The organism is Promicromonospora panici (assembly GCF_900608595.1).
Lineage (GTDB): Bacteria > Actinomycetota > Actinomycetes > Actinomycetales > Cellulomonadaceae > Promicromonospora > Promicromonospora panici.
The window spans coordinates 19729-36760 of sequence record NZ_UWYY01000022.1; the positions used below are offsets into that span (position 1 = coordinate 19729).

The following is a 17032-nucleotide window of genomic DNA, read 5'->3' on the forward strand; positions in this document are numbered from 1 at the left end:
GTGATTCCAGCGAGCGAGGCCGCGGTCGAGACGCTCGGGCTGCGCAAGACGTACCGGACGGTACGCGGGCGCGCGGTGGGCATCGACGGGCTCGACCTGCGGGTGCCGGCCGGTGGCCTGCACGCCCTGCTGGGGCTCCCGGACTCGGGCAAGACCACCGCGCTCCGCCTGCTCACGGGCCTGGCCCGCGCCGACGCGGGTGCCATCAAGATCTTCGGCGTCCCCGTCCCGGACGGCCTGCCCGGCCTCGTCGGCCGCATCGGCGCCGTCGTCGGCGAACCCGGGTTCCAGCCCTGGCTGAGCGGCCGCCGGAACCTGGGGCTGCTCGCCTCCGTGGCCGGCGTGCCCCGCACGCGCGTCGACGAGGTGCTCACCCGGGTGGTCCTCGCCGACCGCGCGAAGGCGGCCTACGGCACCTACTCGGCCGAGGAGGAGAGCCGGCTCGCGCTGGCGGCCGCGCTCCTGCGCGATCCGGACCTGCTCGTCCTCGACGAGCCGAGCGCGGGCCTCGACGCCGTGGGCACCCGCGAGATCCGCCAGGCCTTGCGCCGCCTCGCGGACCAGGGCAAGACGGTCCTCGTCGCGACCGGCGTCCTGACCGAGGCGCAGCAGATCGCGGACACCGTGACGGTGCTCGACCGCGGCCGCGTGCTCGCCCAGGGCAGCACCGCCGACCTCCTGGGCGACGCCAAGGTCAGCGTCCGGGTCCGCCTCGACGAGCCGGCGAAGGCCGCCACGGCGCTGCGCGCCGCCGGTTTCGCGATCCGGTCGGACGGCGACGCGCTGCAGGTCGACGGCGTCGCCGAACCGTCCGACATCTCCAGGGCGCTCGCCAAGCAGAAGCTGTTCGCCGGCGAGCTGGTACCGCAGCGCGAGGACCTGGCGGCCGTCATCGGACGGCTGAGGCCGGTCGCGCCGCCGGTTCCGAAGCCACTGAGCCGCGCGGAGGAGCGGGCCGCCCGGAAGGCGGCCGAGCAGCAGGCCGCGGACCGCAAGAAGGCCGCCGACCAGCGCAAGACCGACCAGCGCAAGGCCGACAAGGAGGCGGCGGCGAAGAAGGCGGCCGACGCGGACCAGGACGAGACCACCAAGCGCGCCGAGGAGGAACGATGACGGGGCTGCTGTGGGCCGAGCTGCGCCGTTTCGGCACGCGCCCGGCGAACCTGTGGATCGCCGCGGGCATGCTGCTGCACGTGGCGCTCGCGGTGGCGCTGACCGCGTTCGAGGCCGGCGCGACCACCCTCGCCGGGATGCTGGAACAGGGGCAGATCTCGTTCTACGCCATGACGTCCGTGTTCCTCGCCTACGTGGCGGGTGTGCTGCTGGTGACGGGCGAGGCGGCGTCGGGCGGGACGCGCGCGCTGCTGACCGTCGAACCGCGCCGGGGCCGCGTCTACTGGACCAAGCTCGCGGCCGCCGGGCTCGCGGCGGTGCCCGGGGTGGCGGCGGCCTACGCCCTGCTGGCCGTGGGCATGTACGGGGTGCACGCGCGCGTGGGCCTGCTCGGCGGCCCGTCGTCGGACCTGGTGGTCGCGATGACGTGGAGCGGCGTACGAGTGCTGGCGCTGGCCGTGTGCGCGGCCGTCGGCGGCGCGGCGCTCGGCGTGCTGGTGCGACGCTGGTGGGTGGCGGTCGCGCTCGCGGTGGCCTGGTTCCTGGTGGAGCAGCAGGTGGTGCTGACCTCGACGTCCGGCGCCGGGACCTGGGGCCCGTTCACGAACGCCGACATGTGGGTCCGCGGTACCCGGACCGTCCTGTCCGGGGAGGGCGCCCTCGCAGGCCCGCTGGTGCACAGCGCCGTCCTGCTGCTGGGCGTCACGGTCGTGCTCGCAGTGCTCGGCGCCGCCGTCTTCCGGCGCCGAGATGTGCCCTGAGAAACGCGCGCGGACGCCTCGGGAGGCCCGGAATTCCGCGCATGGAACCTTTCCGCGTCTCGGATCGTGGGACCTTCGGCCCGCTGGGTGACATCGCCGAAGATTCGGCGTAACGTGCGTCACGTGCAGACGATCATTCTTGTAGTACTTCCTGAGCGCGCGGCCTAAGCCCAGCACAGGCATCGTCCGCGCGCTCACCCTGGCAGTCCTTGCTTACCAAGGACCCGGGGTTTTTTTGTTGTCACGAACGCTCGCTTTCGCCCCAGCACGGGGCGCGACGGCAGGAGATCCGTATGACCGGCACACCGACACCCGCACAGATCGCCGCGCGCGCCGAGGCGCGTGACCAGGTGCGCACCGAGCTTCGGTCCCGCGTGGTAGGTGGTAAGGCCGAGCCCGAGGCGGCCGCGCCTCGCGTCGGGCCGGAAGAAGTCACGGGCGCGCAGTCCATCGTCCGCTCGCTCGAGGAGATCGGTGTCGACACCGTCTTCGGTATCCCGGGTGGCGCGATCCTGCCCCTCTACGACCCGCTCATGGACTCCGCCAAGCTCCGCCACATCCTCGTGCGGCACGAGCAGGGCGGCGGGCACGCGGCGTCGGGCTACGCGCACGCGACCGGCAAGGTCGGGGTGACCATGGCGACGTCGGGCCCGGGCGCGACGAACCTGGTGACGCCGATCGCGGACGCGCACATGGACTCGATCCCGCTCGTGGCGATCACCGGCCAGGTGGCCTCTTCGGCGATCGGGACCGACGCGTTCCAGGAGGCCGACATCGTCGGCATCACGCTGCCGATCACCAAGCACAACTTCCTGGTCACCGACCCGGCCGACATCCCGCGCACCATCGCCGAGGCGTTCCACATCGCCTCCACGGGGCGGCCGGGGCCGGTGCTCGTCGACATCTCGAAGTCTGCGATGCAGTCGCGCACCACGTTCTCCTGGCCGCAGGAGATGCAGCTGCCGGGCTACCACCCGGTGACCAAGCCGCACTCGAAGCAGATCCGCGAGGCCGCGAAGCTGCTGGCCACGGCCAAGCGGCCGGTGCTGTACGTGGGCGGCGGCGTCATCCGGTCCGGCGCCGCGGAGCTGCTGCGCAAGCTCGTCGACCTGTCCGGCGCGCCGGTCGTGACCACGCTGATGGCCCGCGGCGCGGTGCCGGACAGCCACCCGCAGCACCTCGGCATGCCCGGCATGCACGGCACGGTGCCCGCGGTGGCGGCGCTGCAGAAGGCGGACCTGGTCTTCGCGCTCGGCGCCCGGTTCGACGACCGCGTGACGGGCAAGCTGTCGAGCTTCGCACCGCTGGCGGCGATCGTGCACGCGGACATCGACCCGGCGGAGATCGGCAAGAACCGTGAGGCGGACGTCCCGATCGTCGGCGACCTCCGCGAGGTCATCGGCGACCTGCTGCCCGAGCTGGCCCGCGAGCACGAGACGCACGGCAAGCCCGACGTCGAGGGCTGGTGGCGTCAGCTCGACGAGTGGCGCCGCACCTACCCCCGCGGTTACACCCAGCCGGAGGACGGGCACCTCTCGCCGCAGCACGTGATCCAGCGCCTCGGCGAGCTGACCGGGCCGGACGGGATCTACGTCGCGGGCGTGGGGCAGCACCAGATGTGGGCGGCGCAGTTCATCAGCTATGAGCACCCGAACACCTGGATCAACTCCGGCGGCCTCGGCACCATGGGCTACTCCGTGCCTGCCGCGATGGGCGCCAAGGTGGGCATGCCCGACCGGACCGTGTGGGCGATCGACGGTGACGGCTGCTTCCAGATGACCAACCAGGAGCTCGCCACCTGCGCGATCAACGACATCCCCATCAAGGTGGCGGTGATCAACAACAGCTCGCTGGGCATGGTGCGGCAGTGGCAGACGCTCTTCTACGAGTCGCGCTACTCCAACACCGACCTGCACACCGGCCACGGCACCCGGCGCATCCCGGACTTCGTGAAGCTCGCGGACGCCTACGGTTGCGAGGGCATCCGCGTGGAGCACGCCTCCGACGTCGACGCCGCGATCAAGCGGGCCAACGAGATAGACGACCGGCCCGTCGTCGTGGACTTCACCGTCTCGCGTGACGCGATGGTGTGGCCCATGGTCGCCGCCGGCGTGAGCAACGACGACATCCAGTACGCACGCGGCATCTCGCCGGCGTGGGACCGAGAAGACTGAGCGAGGACTGAATCCCATGTCGAGGCACACCCTGTCCGTGCTCGTGGAGAACAAGCCCGGCGTGCTCACGCGCGTCGCCGGCCTGTTCGCCCGTCGCGCGTTCAACATCCACTCCCTGGCGGTGGGCCCCACGGAGCACGAGGAGATCTCGCGCATCACCGTGGTGGTCGACGTCGAGGAACACCCCCTGGAACAGGTCACGAAGCAGCTCAACAAGCTCATCCACGTGATCAAGATCGTCGAGCTCGAACCCGAGTCGTCAGTGCACCGCGAGCTCCTGCTCGTCAAGGTGCGGGCCGACGCCGCCACCCGTACCGGGGTGCTGGAAGTCGTCGAGATGTTCCGGGCGCGCGTCGTCGACGTGGTGCCGGACGCCGTGGTCATCGAGGCCACGGGACCCGCCGCGAAGCTGGACGCACTGCTCGCGGCGCTGGAACCATACGGTGTCCGTGAGATCGTCAAGTCCGGGACCCTGGCCATCGGCCGGGGCGCCCGATCCATCACGGACCGTGCGTTCGAGCGCTCGGTCCGGTCCGCGTGACCGCGTGACCTACCCACTTACCTTCCACCGAGAAATCACACTGAGGAGCAAGAACCGTGGCTGAGCTGTTCTACGACGATGACGCCGACCTGTCGATCATCCAGCAGAAGAAGGTTGCTGTGGTCGGCTACGGCAGCCAGGGCCACGCGCACGCCCTGAACCTGCGTGACTCCGGAGCGCAGGTGACCGTCGGCCTGCGCGAGGGCTCCGCGTCCCGTGAGAAGGCCGAGAACGAGGGCCTCGCGGTCGCGACCGTGCCGGACGCCGTGCGGGATGCCGACGTCGTCGTCATCCTCGCGCCCGACCAGGTGCAGCGGCACCTGTATGCCGAGGACATCGCGCCGAACCTGAAGGAGGGCGCGGCGCTCGTCTTCGGGCACGGCTTCAACATCCGGTACGGCTACATCAAGCCCGAGGCCGGGCACGACGTGCTGATGGTCGCCCCCAAGGGCCCGGGCCACATCGTGCGCCGCGAGTTCGCCGACGGCCGCGGCGTGCCCGTGATCGTCGCGGTGGAGCAGGACGCCTCGGGCTCCGCCTGGGACCTCGCCCTCTCGTACGCCAAGGGCATCGGTGGCCTGCGCGCCGCCGGCATCAAGACGACGTTCACGGAGGAGACCGAGACCGACCTGTTCGGTGAGCAGGCAGTGCTCTGCGGCGGGGCCTCGCAGCTGGTCCAGTACGGGTTCGAGACGCTGACCGAGGCCGGCTACCAGCCGGAGGTCGCGTACTTCGAGGTGCTGCACGAGCTCAAGCTGATCGTCGACCTGATGATCGAGGGCGGCATCGCCAAGCAGCGCTGGTCCGTCTCCGACACGGCCGAGTACGGCGACTACGTCTCCGGGCCGCGGGTCATCGACCCGCACGTGAAGGAGAACATGAAGGCCGTGCTGGCCGACATCCAGAGCGGCGCCTTTGCGGCGCGGTTCATCGCCGACCAGGACGCCGGCGCCCCGGAGTTCAAGGAGCTGCGCGCCAAGGGCGAGCAGCACCCGATCGAGGCCACCGGCCGCGACCTGCGCAAGATGTTCGCGTGGATCAAGCCGTCCGACTCGGACTACGTCGAGGGCTCTGCCGCTCGCTGACGCAGACAGAACAGCGCCCCCACGCTCCGCGAGGAGTATGGGGGCGCTGTTGTGTGTGCGGTGCGGGATCAGCTCTTCAGGGAGTCGACCCAGTCCTGGTTGTCCGCGATCCAGGCCTCGACGCCCGCGGCCGGGTCGTCCGGGTTCTGGTTGACGACCTGGTCCTCCAGGGTGCCGTACTGCTCGTCGTCCAGCTTCGCGTTCGCCATCATCTCGGCGACCTCGGGGAACTCCTCGCTGAACCCGGCGGTCGCGAGCTCGTGGAGCGCCTCCGGCTCGCCGAGAGCACCCTTCGGGTCCTCCAGGTCGCGCACGGGGAACGTGTTGTTCGCCCAGAAGGGACGCCACAGCGTCACGACGATGTCCTCCTCGGAGCCGACCGCGTCCTCGAGGGCGTTCAGCATGGCCGGTGTCGAGGAGGTCTGGAGCTCCCAGCCGTCCTCGTCCAGGCCGTACTTCGGGATGACCTGCTCCTGGACGGCCTTGGTGAGGCCCGCGCCCGCCTCGATGCCGACGATCTTGCCGTCGTAGTCGCCCGACTTGCCGACGAGGTCCTCGATCGACGTCAGGTCGGAGTACTCCGGGACGGCCATGGTCAGCTTGGCGTCGTCGTAGTACGCGCCGAGGTCCTCGATGTCGTCGCCGTACTCGTCCATGTAGGACTTGTGCGTGACCTCGGGCCATGCTGACGGGTACACGTCGAAGTCGCCCTCGGCGAGCCCGGTGTACAGCGGCGCGGCGTCGTTGATCTCCTCGATCTCGACCGTGTAGCCGTCCTCCTCGAGGATGTTCTTCCACAGGTAGGCGGTGCTCAGGCCATCTGTCCACGAGGGGATGATGCCCATCGTGATGGTCTGGTCGCCGCCGTCACCGCCGCCGCTCTGTTCGCCCGAGCCGCAGGCCGAGAGGCCGAGGGTCAGGGTGAGAGCCGCCGTGGCGGCTCCGATCCGCTTGCCGGTCGTGCCGATCATCTTCAGGCCTTCCGTTTCGTATATGCATCGTCGTGTACGTAATCGTTGGGTAGGGAAGTCATGTGGTCCGCGGAGGTGTGGCGGTCAGGAGACGCGGGCCGGGGTCCTGTCGGCCGGAGTGCGGGTGAACCGGTCGCGCAGCTCGCGGAGCCGGCCGTGCCCCGGACGGCGGGAGCCGATCGACGCCGTGAGCCGGTCCAGGAAGATCGCCAGGATCACCACCGAGATGCCGGCGTCGAACCCGAGCGCGAGGTCGAGCGTCGAGATAGCGCTGACCACCTCGTTACCGAGGCCGCCACCGCCGACCAGACCGGCGATCACGGCCATCGACAGCGCGAGCATGATCACCTGGTTGACGCCGGCCATCAGGGTCGGCAGCGCCAGCGGCAGCTGGATGTCCTTGAGGATCTGCCGCGACCCGGCGCCGAAGGCATGCCCGGCCTCGACCACCTCGCTGTCGACCTGACGGATGCCCAGCTCGGTGAGCCGGACGGCTGGGGGGAGCGCGAAGATCACGGTAGCGACCATGGCGCCGGCTACGCCGATGCCGAACAGGATGACCACCGGCACCAGCCAGACGAAGCCGGGCATGGTCTGCATGAAGTCCATGACCGGTTTGAGGATGCGGCTGACGGCGGGCGAGCGCGCCGCCCAGATGCCCAGCGGGATCCCGATCACCAAGGCGAACAGCGTTGCGACCACCACCAGGGCCAGGGTCTCCATGGCGGGGTCCCACATGTCCATACCGATGATCACGACCATGCCCACCAGTGACCCGACCGCGAGCTTCCAGTCGCGCACGAGCCAGGCCAGCAGGGCGAAGACGATCGCGAGAACCAGCGGCTCCGGGGCCTGAAGGAGCTCGGCGAACCCGTCGATCACGCTGTTGATGAAGTCGCCGATGGCGTCGAAGGCGGCGTCGAAGGTGTCCTTGAACCAGTCGAACCCCGTCTCGAAGAGTTCGCCGACCGGAAGCGGGGGCACGATCGTCAGGGGAGTGGTGCCCTCAATCACGGACGGCCTCCTTCATCTCGTCGATATCGGGGGTCAGCACGGTCTCGGTCTCGGAGGAGGTGGTGACCTCCGACTCGTTGGCTGCTGCGAGCGCCGCGAGCAGCGTGATGCGCGGGATGACGCCGTTGAGGCGGCCGGCGTCGTCGACCACGGCGATGGCCGGGGTCTCGGCCGCCGGGCCGAACAGGTCGGCGAGCGACGTGTCGGGGGTGACGCGGGCGAAGTCGGGTACCGGCTTCATGAGGCCGGTGATGTCCTTCTGGTCGAGGTGCCGGCCGACCTCGTCCTCGGTGACGTAGCCCTTCAGGGTGCGGTCGCGTCCGGTGACGAACATCGCCGGGAGCTGGTGCTCGCGCATCAGCTTGTGCGCGGCGCGCGGTCCTTGCTCGGCCCCGAGGACGGCGGCCGGCGGCTCCATGACGGACGATGCCGTCAGGACCCGGGTGCGGTCGACGTCGGCGACGAACTGGGCGACGTAGTCGTTGGCGGGGTCGGTGAGGATCTCCTCGGCCGTTCCGACCTGGACTATCCGCCCGTTGCGCATCATGGCGATCCGGTCGCCGATCCGCATGGCCTCGTTGAGGTCGTGGGTGATGAACAGGATCGTCTTGCCGAGCTTCTGCTGGAGCTCGATGAGCTGGTCCTGCATGTCTCGCCGGATCAGCGGGTCGAGGGCGCTGAACGCCTCGTCCATCAGCAGGATGTCGGTGTCCGCGGCGAGCGCGCGGGCCAGGCCGACCCGCTGCTGCATGCCACCGGACAGCTCGCTGGGCAGGTGCTCGTCCCAGCCCGTCAGGCCGCACAGCTCCAGCGCCTCGTGGGCCCGCCGGCGCCGCTCTTCCTTGGCGACACCCTGGGTCTCCAGCCCGTAGGCGGCATTGTCGATGACCGAGCGGTGCGGGAAGAGCGCGAAGTGCTGGAACACCATGCTGATGCGCTCGCGGCGGAGCCGGCGGAGGTCCTTGCCGGTGGCGGCGGTGATGTTCTCGCCGTAGAGCTCCACGTGGCCGGCGGTCGGCGGGTGGAGCCCGTTGATCATGCGGATGAGCGTGGACTTGCCGGACCCGGAGAGGCCCATGACCACGAAGATCTCGCCCTCCTCGACGGTGAACGACGCGTCGATGACCGCCGGTGTCAGTCCTGCTTTCTTCAGCTCGTCCGTATCGGCGCCGGCTTCGAGGCGCCTGACGCCCTCGCGGCCCTTGCGGCCGAACACCTTGTACAGATGATGTGCCTCGATGGCTGGCACAGAGCCTCCTTGCCTTGGCAGGAAATTGTCGAAAACGCGTCGATAAGACGCGAACCGTCGTCCACCCGACCACGATCAGTCACGAACATGCAAACCCGGTAAGCGTTCGTTACCGGATTGTTCAGCCCTCGTAACGTGTCCCGACCCTCGTCCGACAGCGGTGGGTTAGGGCAGGATGTCCTCGTGACCCACGACGTGAACCCGCAGGCCGCGGACGACGACAGGCCGAGCGACCCCGAGTCCGGGGCCGAGCCTTTCGACCCCGCGACGTTCGACCCCGAGGCAGTGTCCGTCGAGGACTCGGAGCTGGCCGCGGAGGTGCTCGATTTCTGGGCCGCCACGCGCCAGTACGCCGGTATGGCGAAGGCCAGCATCGTCGTCGGCCAGACCGTGAGCGAGACCGTGCCGCCGCAGGCCTGGTCGTTCGGCGACGAGCCGGAGCTCGCGGAGAAGCTGCTGGGCGCGGTGCTGGCGGGGAACAAGACGGCGACGTCGTCGGCCCTGTGGGACTACGACGACGAGGGCGCGCCGCTGCCGATGGTCGGCGAGCTGTCGATCCTGCTCGACGGCGAGGGCCACCCGCGGGCGCTGATCCGCACCACGAGCGTCGAGACCACGACGTTCGAGGAGGTCGACGAGGACTTCGCAGCCGCTGAGGGCGAGGGCGACCGCACGCTCGAGTCATGGCGCGCCGACCACGAGGCGTTCTGGCGCCGGAATCTCGGCGAGGGTCGCGAGTTCACGACGGACATGCCTGTCGTGTGCGAGCGGTTCAAGCTGCTCTACCCAAGGTCCTGAGCAGGTTGCGCCGGGTGCGGGGCGTACCCCGGCGCGACGCGTAGCGGCGGCCGGTCAGCTCTCCACGGCAAGGCGCCGGTCGATGCCGGTCCCGCGCTCCGGGTCGCTGCCGCGCACGTGGATCTCGGTGCTGTCCACGGTCGCCCGGTAGAGCCGGAGCTCGGCGTCCCCGCTGAGCTCGTCCACGCCGTAGGCGCGCACGCCCCTCCGGACCGACGAGAAGGCGGCGGCGACGGCGGAGGGGAGCTCGGCGTCGGGCACCTGTGTCGCGGTGGCGCCCAGGTAGACGGCGGCGATGCCGGGGCCGGGATCGACCTGCGAGTTGTAGATGACCATCTCGACGCGGGGCTGAGCGGCGACGTTGCGCGAGTGCCGCGCGTGGGGCGACGAGATCCAGTAGAAGTCGCGGTAGCCCACGTGGTTGTAGAAGACGGGCGAGACGCGTGGGGTGCCGTCGGGCTGGCTGGTTCCGAGGACCATGAAGTGGTTGTCGTCGATGACGCGTCGCGCGATGTCCCTGGGTTCCGTGCTGGTGGTTTCCATTCGGGATGGACGGCCGGTGAGCGGGGAAGTCATCGGGAGTGTCAGTGTCTCGTCGTAGCGTCTGGGCATCGGTCCGGTCCTGGGCCGACGTTCCCGACATGAGGTGAGAGCGATGGCGCTGCGCTGGTACTCGACCGTGGTGGAGTCCACCGACCACAAGAAGCTGGGCCGCTGGTGGGGCGAGGCCCTGGGCTGGGAGGTCATCTTCGAGACGGACGAGGAGTCCGTGCTGGTGCCGCCATGGGCACGCGAGCTCTCCGGAAAGCTGGACTTCCACCAGGTTCCGCCCGGCATGGTGTTCGTCCCGGTCGAGCACGAGAAGGCCGGCAAGAACCGGCTGCACTGGGACTTCGCGCCGCACACGAGCGACGACCGGGACGCCGAGGTCGCCCGGCTGGTCGAGCTGGGGGCCACGGTGATCGACGTCGGACAGCCGGCCGACGCGACGTGGACCGTCCTGGCCGACCCGGACGGCAACGAGTTCTGCGTGCTCTCGGCCAGGGAGCAGTAGACCCCGGCCTGCGAGCAGTGCGCGGAGCGGGCGATGAGTTTCCGCCGCGGCGGCTGTCAATCAAACATGAGCACACACGTGAAGACCAAGAATCTCGGTGACCTCTACGAGCTCGCGCCGCTGCAGTGGGAACCCGTGGCCGCGGCGCTCGCCGACATCGGCGACCAGGCGCCCGGCGGCCGGGGGCCGGACCGCCACTCGCACTGGCTCACGACGATCAATGCCGACGGCAGCCCGCACACCACCGGCGTCGGGGCGTTCTGGGACGACGGCCGGTTCTACATCGTGTCCGGCCGCGGTGTCCGCAAGGGCCGGAACATGGAGCGTGATCCGCGGTGCACGGTGGCGGTCGCGGCGGACGACTACGACGTGGTCGTGGAGGGGGTGGCGGAACTGGTGACCGACACCGCCACCGTCGCGCACATCGCCGAGGTGGCGGCCGCGGGTGGCTGGCCGGCGACGGTGGACGAATCGGGCACGGCGCTCACCGCGCCGTACAGCGCGCCCTCGGCAGGCCCGGCCCCGTGGCATGTGTACTGCGTGACCCCCACGAAGGCCAACGCGCTGCTCGTGCGGGACCCGGGCGGGGCCACGTCGTGGTCGTTCGACTGACTCGCCGTCGGCCTCGCCCGCGACCTCGACCACGCCGTCCATCACGTGAGACCCGCGTCTCATCCGACTGGTCGCGCGCGTAGGCTCCGGACATGGCACAGGTGGGTACGACAGACGGCATCGACCTCGCAGTGGTCGCAGGTGACGGCATCGGTACCGAGGTCGTGGAGCAGGGGCTCTCGGTCCTCGAGGCGGCGCTGGCGCCGTCGGGTACCAAGCTCTCCACCACCGAGTTCGATCTGGGCGCGCGCCGCTGGCACGCGACGGGCGAGACCCTCACCGACGAGGACCTCGGGAAGATCAAGGGCCACGACGCCATCCTGCTGGGCGCCATCGGCGACCCGTCGGTCCCCAGCGGTGTGCTGGAGCGCGGCCTGCTGCTCAAGCTGCGCTTCGCGCTGGACCACTACGTGAACCTGCGCCCGACCAAGCTCTTCGAGGGTGTCACCAGCCCGCTGGCCGACCCGGGCGAGATCGACTTCGTCGTGGTCCGTGAGGGCACCGAGGGCCCGTACGTCGGTAACGGCGGCGCGCTGCGCGTCGGCACGCCGCACGAGATCGCCACCGAGGTCAGCGTCAACACCGCGTTCGGCGTCGAGCGCGTGGTGCGGGACGCGTTCACCCGGGCGAACGCCCGCAAGCGCAAGCACCTCACGCTGGTGCACAAGCACAACGTGCTGGTGCACGCCGGTCACCTGTGGCGCCGTACGGTCGAGGCCGTGAACGCCGAGTTCCCCGACGTCACCACCGACTACGCGCACGTGGACGCCGCGACCATCTACCTCACGACCAACCCGAGCCGGTTCGACGTGATCGTGACCGACAACCTCTTCGGTGACATCCTCACCGACCAGGCTGCCGCGATCAGCGGCGGCATCGGGCTGGCGGCGTCGGCCAACATCAACCCGGACCGCACCGCGCCGTCGATGTTCGAGCCGGTGCACGGCTCGGCACCCGACATCGCGGGCCAGGGCAAGGCCGACCCCACGGCGACCATCCTCTCGGTCGCCCTCCTGCTGGACCACCTGGGCTTCGCGGCCGAGTCCGCGCGGGTCCAGGACGCCGTCGCCCAGGACCTCGCGACGCGCGGCGACGTAGTACGCACCACCGACCAGGTAGGCCGCGACATCGCGGCCCGCGTGACCGGGTAAACCCGCTGCACGACGGCGGCGCCCGGGTCACGCAGACCGCACCCGGGCGCCGCCTTCGTACGTCGAAGGCCGTCCGGGCAGGCGCCCGGCTCGGAATGCTCTCCCTGCCTTGCCGGGCGTGGAAGACTGACAACAGCATTCCGGTGAAAGGCATCGACATGACAACAACGACGGACCCCATCCTCCCGACCCGGCTCGAAGACCTGGTGGCGCTCTTCGACGTGCGGCCCACGGACGTGCCGACGCCGGACGAGGAGCGCGCCGAGGCGCTCCGCGCACCGAAGTTCGGGACGGTCTTCACGGATCACATGGCGCGGGTCTCCTGGACCAGCGCAGACGGCTGGCGGGACCGGCGGATCGAGAAGTACGGTCCGCTGCAGCTCGACCCGGCGACGGCAGTGCTGCACTACGCGCAGGAGATCTTCGAGGGCCTCAAGGCCTACAAGCACGCCGACGGCTCGGTCTGGACGTTCCGCGCGGACCAGAACGCGGCGCGCTTCGCCCGGTCGGCGCACCGCCTCGCGCTGCCCGCGCTCAGCGTGGACGACTTCATCGGGTCACTGGCCGCGCTGGTCCGCACGGACATCGACTGGGTGCCCGACGGCGAGGACTCGTCCCTCTACCTGCGGCCCTTCATGTTCGCCTCGGAGGTGTTCCTCGGGGTGCGGCCTGCGCTCGAGGCCGAGTACCTGGTGATCGCCTCGCCGGTCGGACCGTACTTCCCGGGCGGCGTCAAGCCCGTGTCGATCTACGTGTCCGAGGAGTACCACCGGGCAGGGCCGCCCGGGGGTACCGGCGATGCGAAGTTCGGCGGCAACTACGCCGCGAGCCTGCTGCCGCAGCTCCAGGCGCAGAAGGAAGGCTTCGACCAGGTCTGCTTCCTCGACGCGGCCACCAGCACCTACCTCGAGGAGCTCGGTGGCATGAACGTGTTCCTCGTGACGGACGACGGGACGATCCACACGCCCGAGCTCGGCTCGATCCTGGAGGGGATCACCCGCGCCTCGGTGCTGCAGCTCGCCGCCGACCGCGGGTACGAGGTGGTGGAACGGCGGATCCCGCTCGCGGAAGTCGCGGCCGGCGTCGAGTCCGGCAAGGTCAAGGAGTTCTTCGCGTGCGGCACCGCCGCCGTCGTGACGCCGGTGGGTCGCCTCGCCGGGACCACGTTCGACCACGAGATCAACGGCGGCGAACCGGGCGAGCTCACCATGGCGATCCGCCAGGAGCTCACCGACATCCAGTACGGCCGCGCCGAGGACCGGCACAACTGGATGCGCCGCCTGGCCTGACCCTGCCGAAGTAGAACTCTGGCGAGGTAGAACTGCAGCGAGGTAGAACCAGGGCGAGGTAGAACTGCAGCGAGGTAGAACCGCGGCCTCCGCTGCGGTCCTACTTCGCCGCAGTTCTACCTCGCCCTGGTTCTACCTCGGCAGAATGGGGTGGTCAGGTCCAGAGGCGGCCTATCGCGTCGCGGGCTACCAGGAACCCCACGATGCCCACCACCCAGGCGGTCGTGCTCGCCGCGTTCTTGGTGAGCCAGGCGTCCAGCCGGCCGAGCGGGCGCGCCACGAGCCGCGCCGCGAACACCCGCGCGGCGGTCAACATCAGGGCCGGCGCGATCATCACCAGGCAGTACCCCAGGATCCAGAGTCCCGACGTCGGCCAGCCGGGTCCCTGCGTCCCGATCAGGCCGAGCGCCGCGAGGTAGGGGAGCATCGTCGCGACCTCGACCAGCCCGGCAGCGACCGCGAGCCCGGCGAGCGCCGCACCACTTCCCGACTCACTGCTCAGCACCCGCTCGCGCCAGCGGCTCAGCCGGCCGGCACGGGCCGGCTCGGCGAGGGCCGGTGCCGCATCCGACGTCGTACCCGGCGCGCCGCCCGCCGCGGGCGCGCCGCCCGCGGGCAACGCCGCACCGCCCGCCACGGACTCGGCAGGCTTGCGTCCGCCGGCGGGTTCCAGCTTGAAGCTCCACGCGAACAGCCCCACGCCGAGCAGGAGCTGCGCGATCAGGAACGGGCGGGTGCTCGACAGGGTGGTCAGCGTGTCGCTCAGGGCACCCGCCCCGAGCAGGATCGCCAGCCCGACCAGCGCGTAGAACCCGGCGATCGATCCGAGGTAGAGCAGCATCCGCCCCACGCGCACTCGCCCGGGCGCCATCAGGAGCCACACCGGGATCAGCAGGGTGCCGAAGCTCGTCGAGTCGATCAGCGCGAGCAGGGCCAGGGCGCCGATCAGCGCGGCGCCCGTGAGCTCGCCGGAGATGAATTCCATGCCCACAGCCTGGCGCGGGCCTCGTGGGGGCGCATCGGCCGAAGCGACGAGGGCCGGATACATCCTTCGGATGACCCGTGCCGCGCCGCCTCGTGCTGAGATGGTGCCATGTCCCGCGCCGCCGACCTGATCGCGCCGATCACCAAGGTGGTCAACGCCGAGGACCGGCGCGGGGACATCATCACGGCCGCCGGCCTCCTGGCCATCGCGCTCGCACTGGACGCGCTCGGTCTGGTCCGGACGTCCTGGAGCGGTCCGCCGGACGTGCCGTCCTGGTGGTTCGTCCTCCCGGCGGTCGTCGCCTGCACCGCACTCGTCTGGCGCCGGCACCACCCGCTCGGAACGCTGGGCGTCGCCACGGTCGCCCTCGTCGCCGACGTCGCCCTGGGCGGCAGCGTCGGCCTCCTCGTGATCGTGTGGGAGGCGCTGTACTGCGTGCATCTCTACGGTCGGCGCGTAGCGCGGCGGGTCACCGCGATCAGTGTCGCCGTCGTCTCCCTGGCCGCGATGATCCTGGTCGGCGAGATGACGGGCGAGGCCAGGCTCGCGGTTCTCGCCGGGCTCCAGGCCGTCACCCTCCTGGTCATGCCGATGTGGTGGGGCGCGAACGTGCGCCAGGGCCGCGAGCTGACCGCCGCCGCGCACGAGCGGGGACGGCTCGAACGCGATCGCAGCACCGCGCTCCTCCGCCTCGCCGAGGCCGCGCGGCACGACGCCGTCCGCGCCGAGCGCACCGCCGTCGCCCGGGACCTGCACGACGTCGTCGCGTCGCACCTCTCCGCGATCACCATCACCTCGGGCGCGGCGCTCGCCGGCGAGCCCGAGCCGGAGCGCGACCGGGCCGCGCTGCGCAGCATCCGCGCGGAGAGCCTGGCCTCGCTGCAGGACATGCAGGCGATGATCCGGGTGCTGGCCGCCGAGACGGGACAGGGTGGGCAGGCGCAGGGCGGCCCAACGGCGGACGGCGGGCCGTCGTCCGGCCCGGCCCAGCAGGGATCGGCGCCGCCCGGCGCGGGCGCCGTCGGCTCCGACCTTTTGGCCGCGCCGCGCGTCGCTCAGCTCGCGCCCGTGCTGGAGCAGGTGCGGCTCGCGGGGCTAGAGCTGACGGTGACCGATCCCGACGGTGTGCTGGCCGGCGACACGATCCTGCCCGCGGCGGTCGACCACGCGGTGTACCGGGTGGTGCGGGAGGCGCTCACGAACGTGCTCAAGCATGGTGGTGCCCGCGCGGAGATCCGGGTCGCCGCGGGGGACGGGCTGGAGCTCACGGTGCATGACGACGGGGTCCGCCCCGGGGACGCTCCCCGGGATCCGGCCGACGTCGGCGGCGGGACCGGGCTCGGTCTCGTGTCGATGCGCGAACGCGTCGAGTCCCTCGGTGGCACTTTCGAGGCGGGGGCGGCGAACGGCAGGCCAGACGACGGCGGCGGTTCTGACCGCGATCGCGACGGGCGCCGCAGCGGTCGGGCCGACGGCCCGGGATGGCAGGTCCGGGCGGTACTGCCGCTGCCGGGCCGGGCGGCCGCGGAGCCGGCGTCGTCGGACCGGACGATCCGGGGGATCCGCGCATGATCCGCGTCCTGCTCGCCGACGACCACGCGGCGATCCGCGCGGGCCTGCGCATGCTGCTCGCGACGGCCGGCGACATCGAGGTGATCGGCGAGGCCGGTGACGGCGCGGTCGCGGTGGCGAACGCGCGGGCGCTGCGCCCCGACGTCGTGCTCATGGACGTCCGGATGCCCGGGACCGACGGCGTCACCGCGACCCGGCAGATCGTCGAGGAGGGTCTGTCCGAGGTCCTCGTGCTCACGACGTTCGACCTGGACGAGTACGTGTTCGGCGCGCTGCGGGCGGGCGCCGCGGGCTTCCTCCTGAAGACCGCCGAGGCGACGGCGCTGGTGGACGCCGTCCGGCACGTCGCTGCAGGTGACGGTGTGGTGGCGCCGGAAGTCACGCGCCGGCTCATCGCCGAGCTGTCGGCGCCGCGGGCGGGGAACGGCGTCGGCCACCGCGGCCCGGTGACGGAGCTGCCCGAGGACCTGACCCCGCGGGAGCGTGACGTGCTCGCGGGTCTCGGGTTCGGCCTGTCCAACGCCGAGCTCGCGACCGAGCTGATGATCAGCGAGGCCACGGCCAAGACCCACGTGTCGCGGGTGCTCGCCAAGCTCGGTGTCACCTCCCGCGTTCAGGCCGCCATCGCGGCGCGGGACGCGGGGCTCGCGTAAGCCGCTGCGG

At 71.0% G+C, this 17032-nt stretch carries 17 protein-coding genes; 12 read left to right on the plus strand and 5 right to left on the minus strand.

Annotated elements, in window-relative coordinates:
- From EW117_RS23205 to ilvC, 5 genes are all read left to right on the plus strand, one after another.
- Entirely contained in the window at positions 1 to 1113 is a 1113-nt protein-coding gene (locus EW117_RS23205) for an ABC transporter ATP-binding protein (RefSeq protein ID WP_242504481.1), read from the plus strand.
- On the plus strand, positions 1110 to 1874 hold the full coding sequence (locus EW117_RS23210) for a hypothetical protein (RefSeq protein ID WP_129789076.1): 765 nt from the start codon (positions 1110 to 1112) through the stop codon (positions 1872 to 1874). Before EW117_RS23205 ends, EW117_RS23210 begins: the two co-directional genes overlap by 4 nt.
- Positions 1875 to 2167: 293 nt before the next feature.
- Positions 2168 to 4048, plus strand: coding sequence for an acetolactate synthase large subunit (locus EW117_RS23215; protein ID WP_129789077.1), 1881 nt, complete (start codon positions 2168 to 2170; stop codon positions 4046 to 4048).
- A 16-nt stretch (positions 4049 to 4064) separates the two neighbouring features.
- Entirely contained in the window at positions 4065 to 4589 is a 525-nt protein-coding gene (ilvN, locus tag EW117_RS23220) for an acetolactate synthase small subunit (protein WP_129789078.1), read from the plus strand.
- A gap of 56 nt (positions 4590 to 4645) precedes the next feature.
- Complete coding sequence (ilvC, locus tag EW117_RS23225; RefSeq protein ID WP_129789079.1) at positions 4646 to 5674, plus strand: ketol-acid reductoisomerase; 1029 nt, start codon at positions 4646 to 4648, stop codon at positions 5672 to 5674.
- Positions 5675 to 5742: 68 nt separating this feature from the next.
- On the opposite strand, the gene EW117_RS23230 is transcribed toward ilvC, so the two are convergent.
- From EW117_RS23230 to EW117_RS23240, 3 genes are all read right to left on the minus strand, one after another.
- Positions 5743 to 6645 (minus strand): glycine betaine ABC transporter substrate-binding protein, encoded by a 903-nt coding sequence (locus tag EW117_RS23230; RefSeq protein ID WP_129789080.1) that lies wholly within the window; start codon positions 6643 to 6645, stop codon positions 5743 to 5745.
- Positions 6646 to 6729: 84 nt separating this feature from the next.
- On the minus strand, positions 6730 to 7659 hold the full coding sequence (locus EW117_RS23235; RefSeq protein WP_129789081.1) for an ABC transporter permease: 930 nt from the start codon (positions 7657 to 7659) through the stop codon (positions 6730 to 6732).
- Positions 7652 to 8908, minus strand: coding sequence for a quaternary amine ABC transporter ATP-binding protein (locus EW117_RS23240; protein WP_242504482.1), 1257 nt, complete (start codon positions 8906 to 8908; stop codon positions 7652 to 7654). The genes EW117_RS23235 and EW117_RS23240 overlap by 8 nt, the downstream gene beginning before the upstream one ends.
- Positions 8909 to 9091: 183 nt before the next feature.
- On the opposite strand from EW117_RS23240, the gene EW117_RS23245 reads away from it, so the two are divergent.
- Positions 9092 to 9706 carry an ASCH domain-containing protein gene (locus tag EW117_RS23245; RefSeq protein WP_242504483.1) on the plus strand — a complete coding sequence of 205 codons (615 nt, stop codon included), beginning with the start codon at positions 9092 to 9094 and terminating at the stop codon, positions 9704 to 9706.
- Between the two features lie 54 nt (positions 9707 to 9760).
- On the opposite strand, the gene EW117_RS23250 is transcribed toward EW117_RS23245, so the two are convergent.
- Positions 9761 to 10249, minus strand: coding sequence for a pyridoxamine 5'-phosphate oxidase family protein (locus tag EW117_RS23250; protein WP_129789082.1), 489 nt, complete (start codon positions 10247 to 10249; stop codon positions 9761 to 9763).
- Between the two features lie 112 nt (positions 10250 to 10361).
- On the opposite strand from EW117_RS23250, the gene EW117_RS23255 reads away from it, so the two are divergent.
- The 4 genes from EW117_RS23255 (at position 10362) to EW117_RS23270 (ending at position 13812) form a co-directional block, all read left to right on the plus strand.
- The gene (locus EW117_RS23255) at positions 10362 to 10760 is read left to right on the plus strand and encodes a VOC family protein (RefSeq protein WP_129789083.1); all 399 of its coding nucleotides are present in this window, start codon (positions 10362 to 10364) and stop codon (positions 10758 to 10760) included.
- 66 nt (positions 10761 to 10826) lie between these two features.
- Complete coding sequence (locus tag EW117_RS23260) at positions 10827 to 11372, plus strand: pyridoxamine 5'-phosphate oxidase family protein (RefSeq protein WP_242504484.1); 546 nt, start codon at positions 10827 to 10829, stop codon at positions 11370 to 11372.
- 92 nt (positions 11373 to 11464) lie between these two features.
- Complete coding sequence (locus EW117_RS23265) at positions 11465 to 12523, plus strand: 3-isopropylmalate dehydrogenase (RefSeq protein ID WP_129789084.1); 1059 nt, start codon at positions 11465 to 11467, stop codon at positions 12521 to 12523.
- 158 nt (positions 12524 to 12681) lie between these two features.
- Positions 12682 to 13812, plus strand: coding sequence for a branched-chain amino acid aminotransferase (locus EW117_RS23270; protein ID WP_129789085.1), 1131 nt, complete (start codon positions 12682 to 12684; stop codon positions 13810 to 13812).
- 154 nt (positions 13813 to 13966) lie between these two features.
- Here EW117_RS23270 and EW117_RS23275 read toward each other — a convergent pair whose 3' ends face one another.
- Positions 13967 to 14797 carry a GAP family protein gene (locus EW117_RS23275; protein WP_129789086.1) on the minus strand — a complete coding sequence of 277 codons (831 nt, stop codon included), beginning with the start codon at positions 14795 to 14797 and terminating at the stop codon, positions 13967 to 13969.
- Positions 14798 to 14905: 108 nt separating this feature from the next.
- Between EW117_RS23275 and EW117_RS23280 the strand changes: the two genes are divergently transcribed.
- Complete coding sequence (locus EW117_RS23280) at positions 14906 to 16369, plus strand: sensor histidine kinase (RefSeq protein WP_129789087.1); 1464 nt, start codon at positions 14906 to 14908, stop codon at positions 16367 to 16369.
- Positions 16366 to 17022 (plus strand): response regulator, encoded by a 657-nt coding sequence (locus EW117_RS23285; RefSeq protein ID WP_129789088.1) that lies wholly within the window; start codon positions 16366 to 16368, stop codon positions 17020 to 17022. The genes EW117_RS23280 and EW117_RS23285 overlap by 4 nt, the downstream gene beginning before the upstream one ends.
- Positions 17023 to 17032 lie beyond the last annotated feature (10 nt).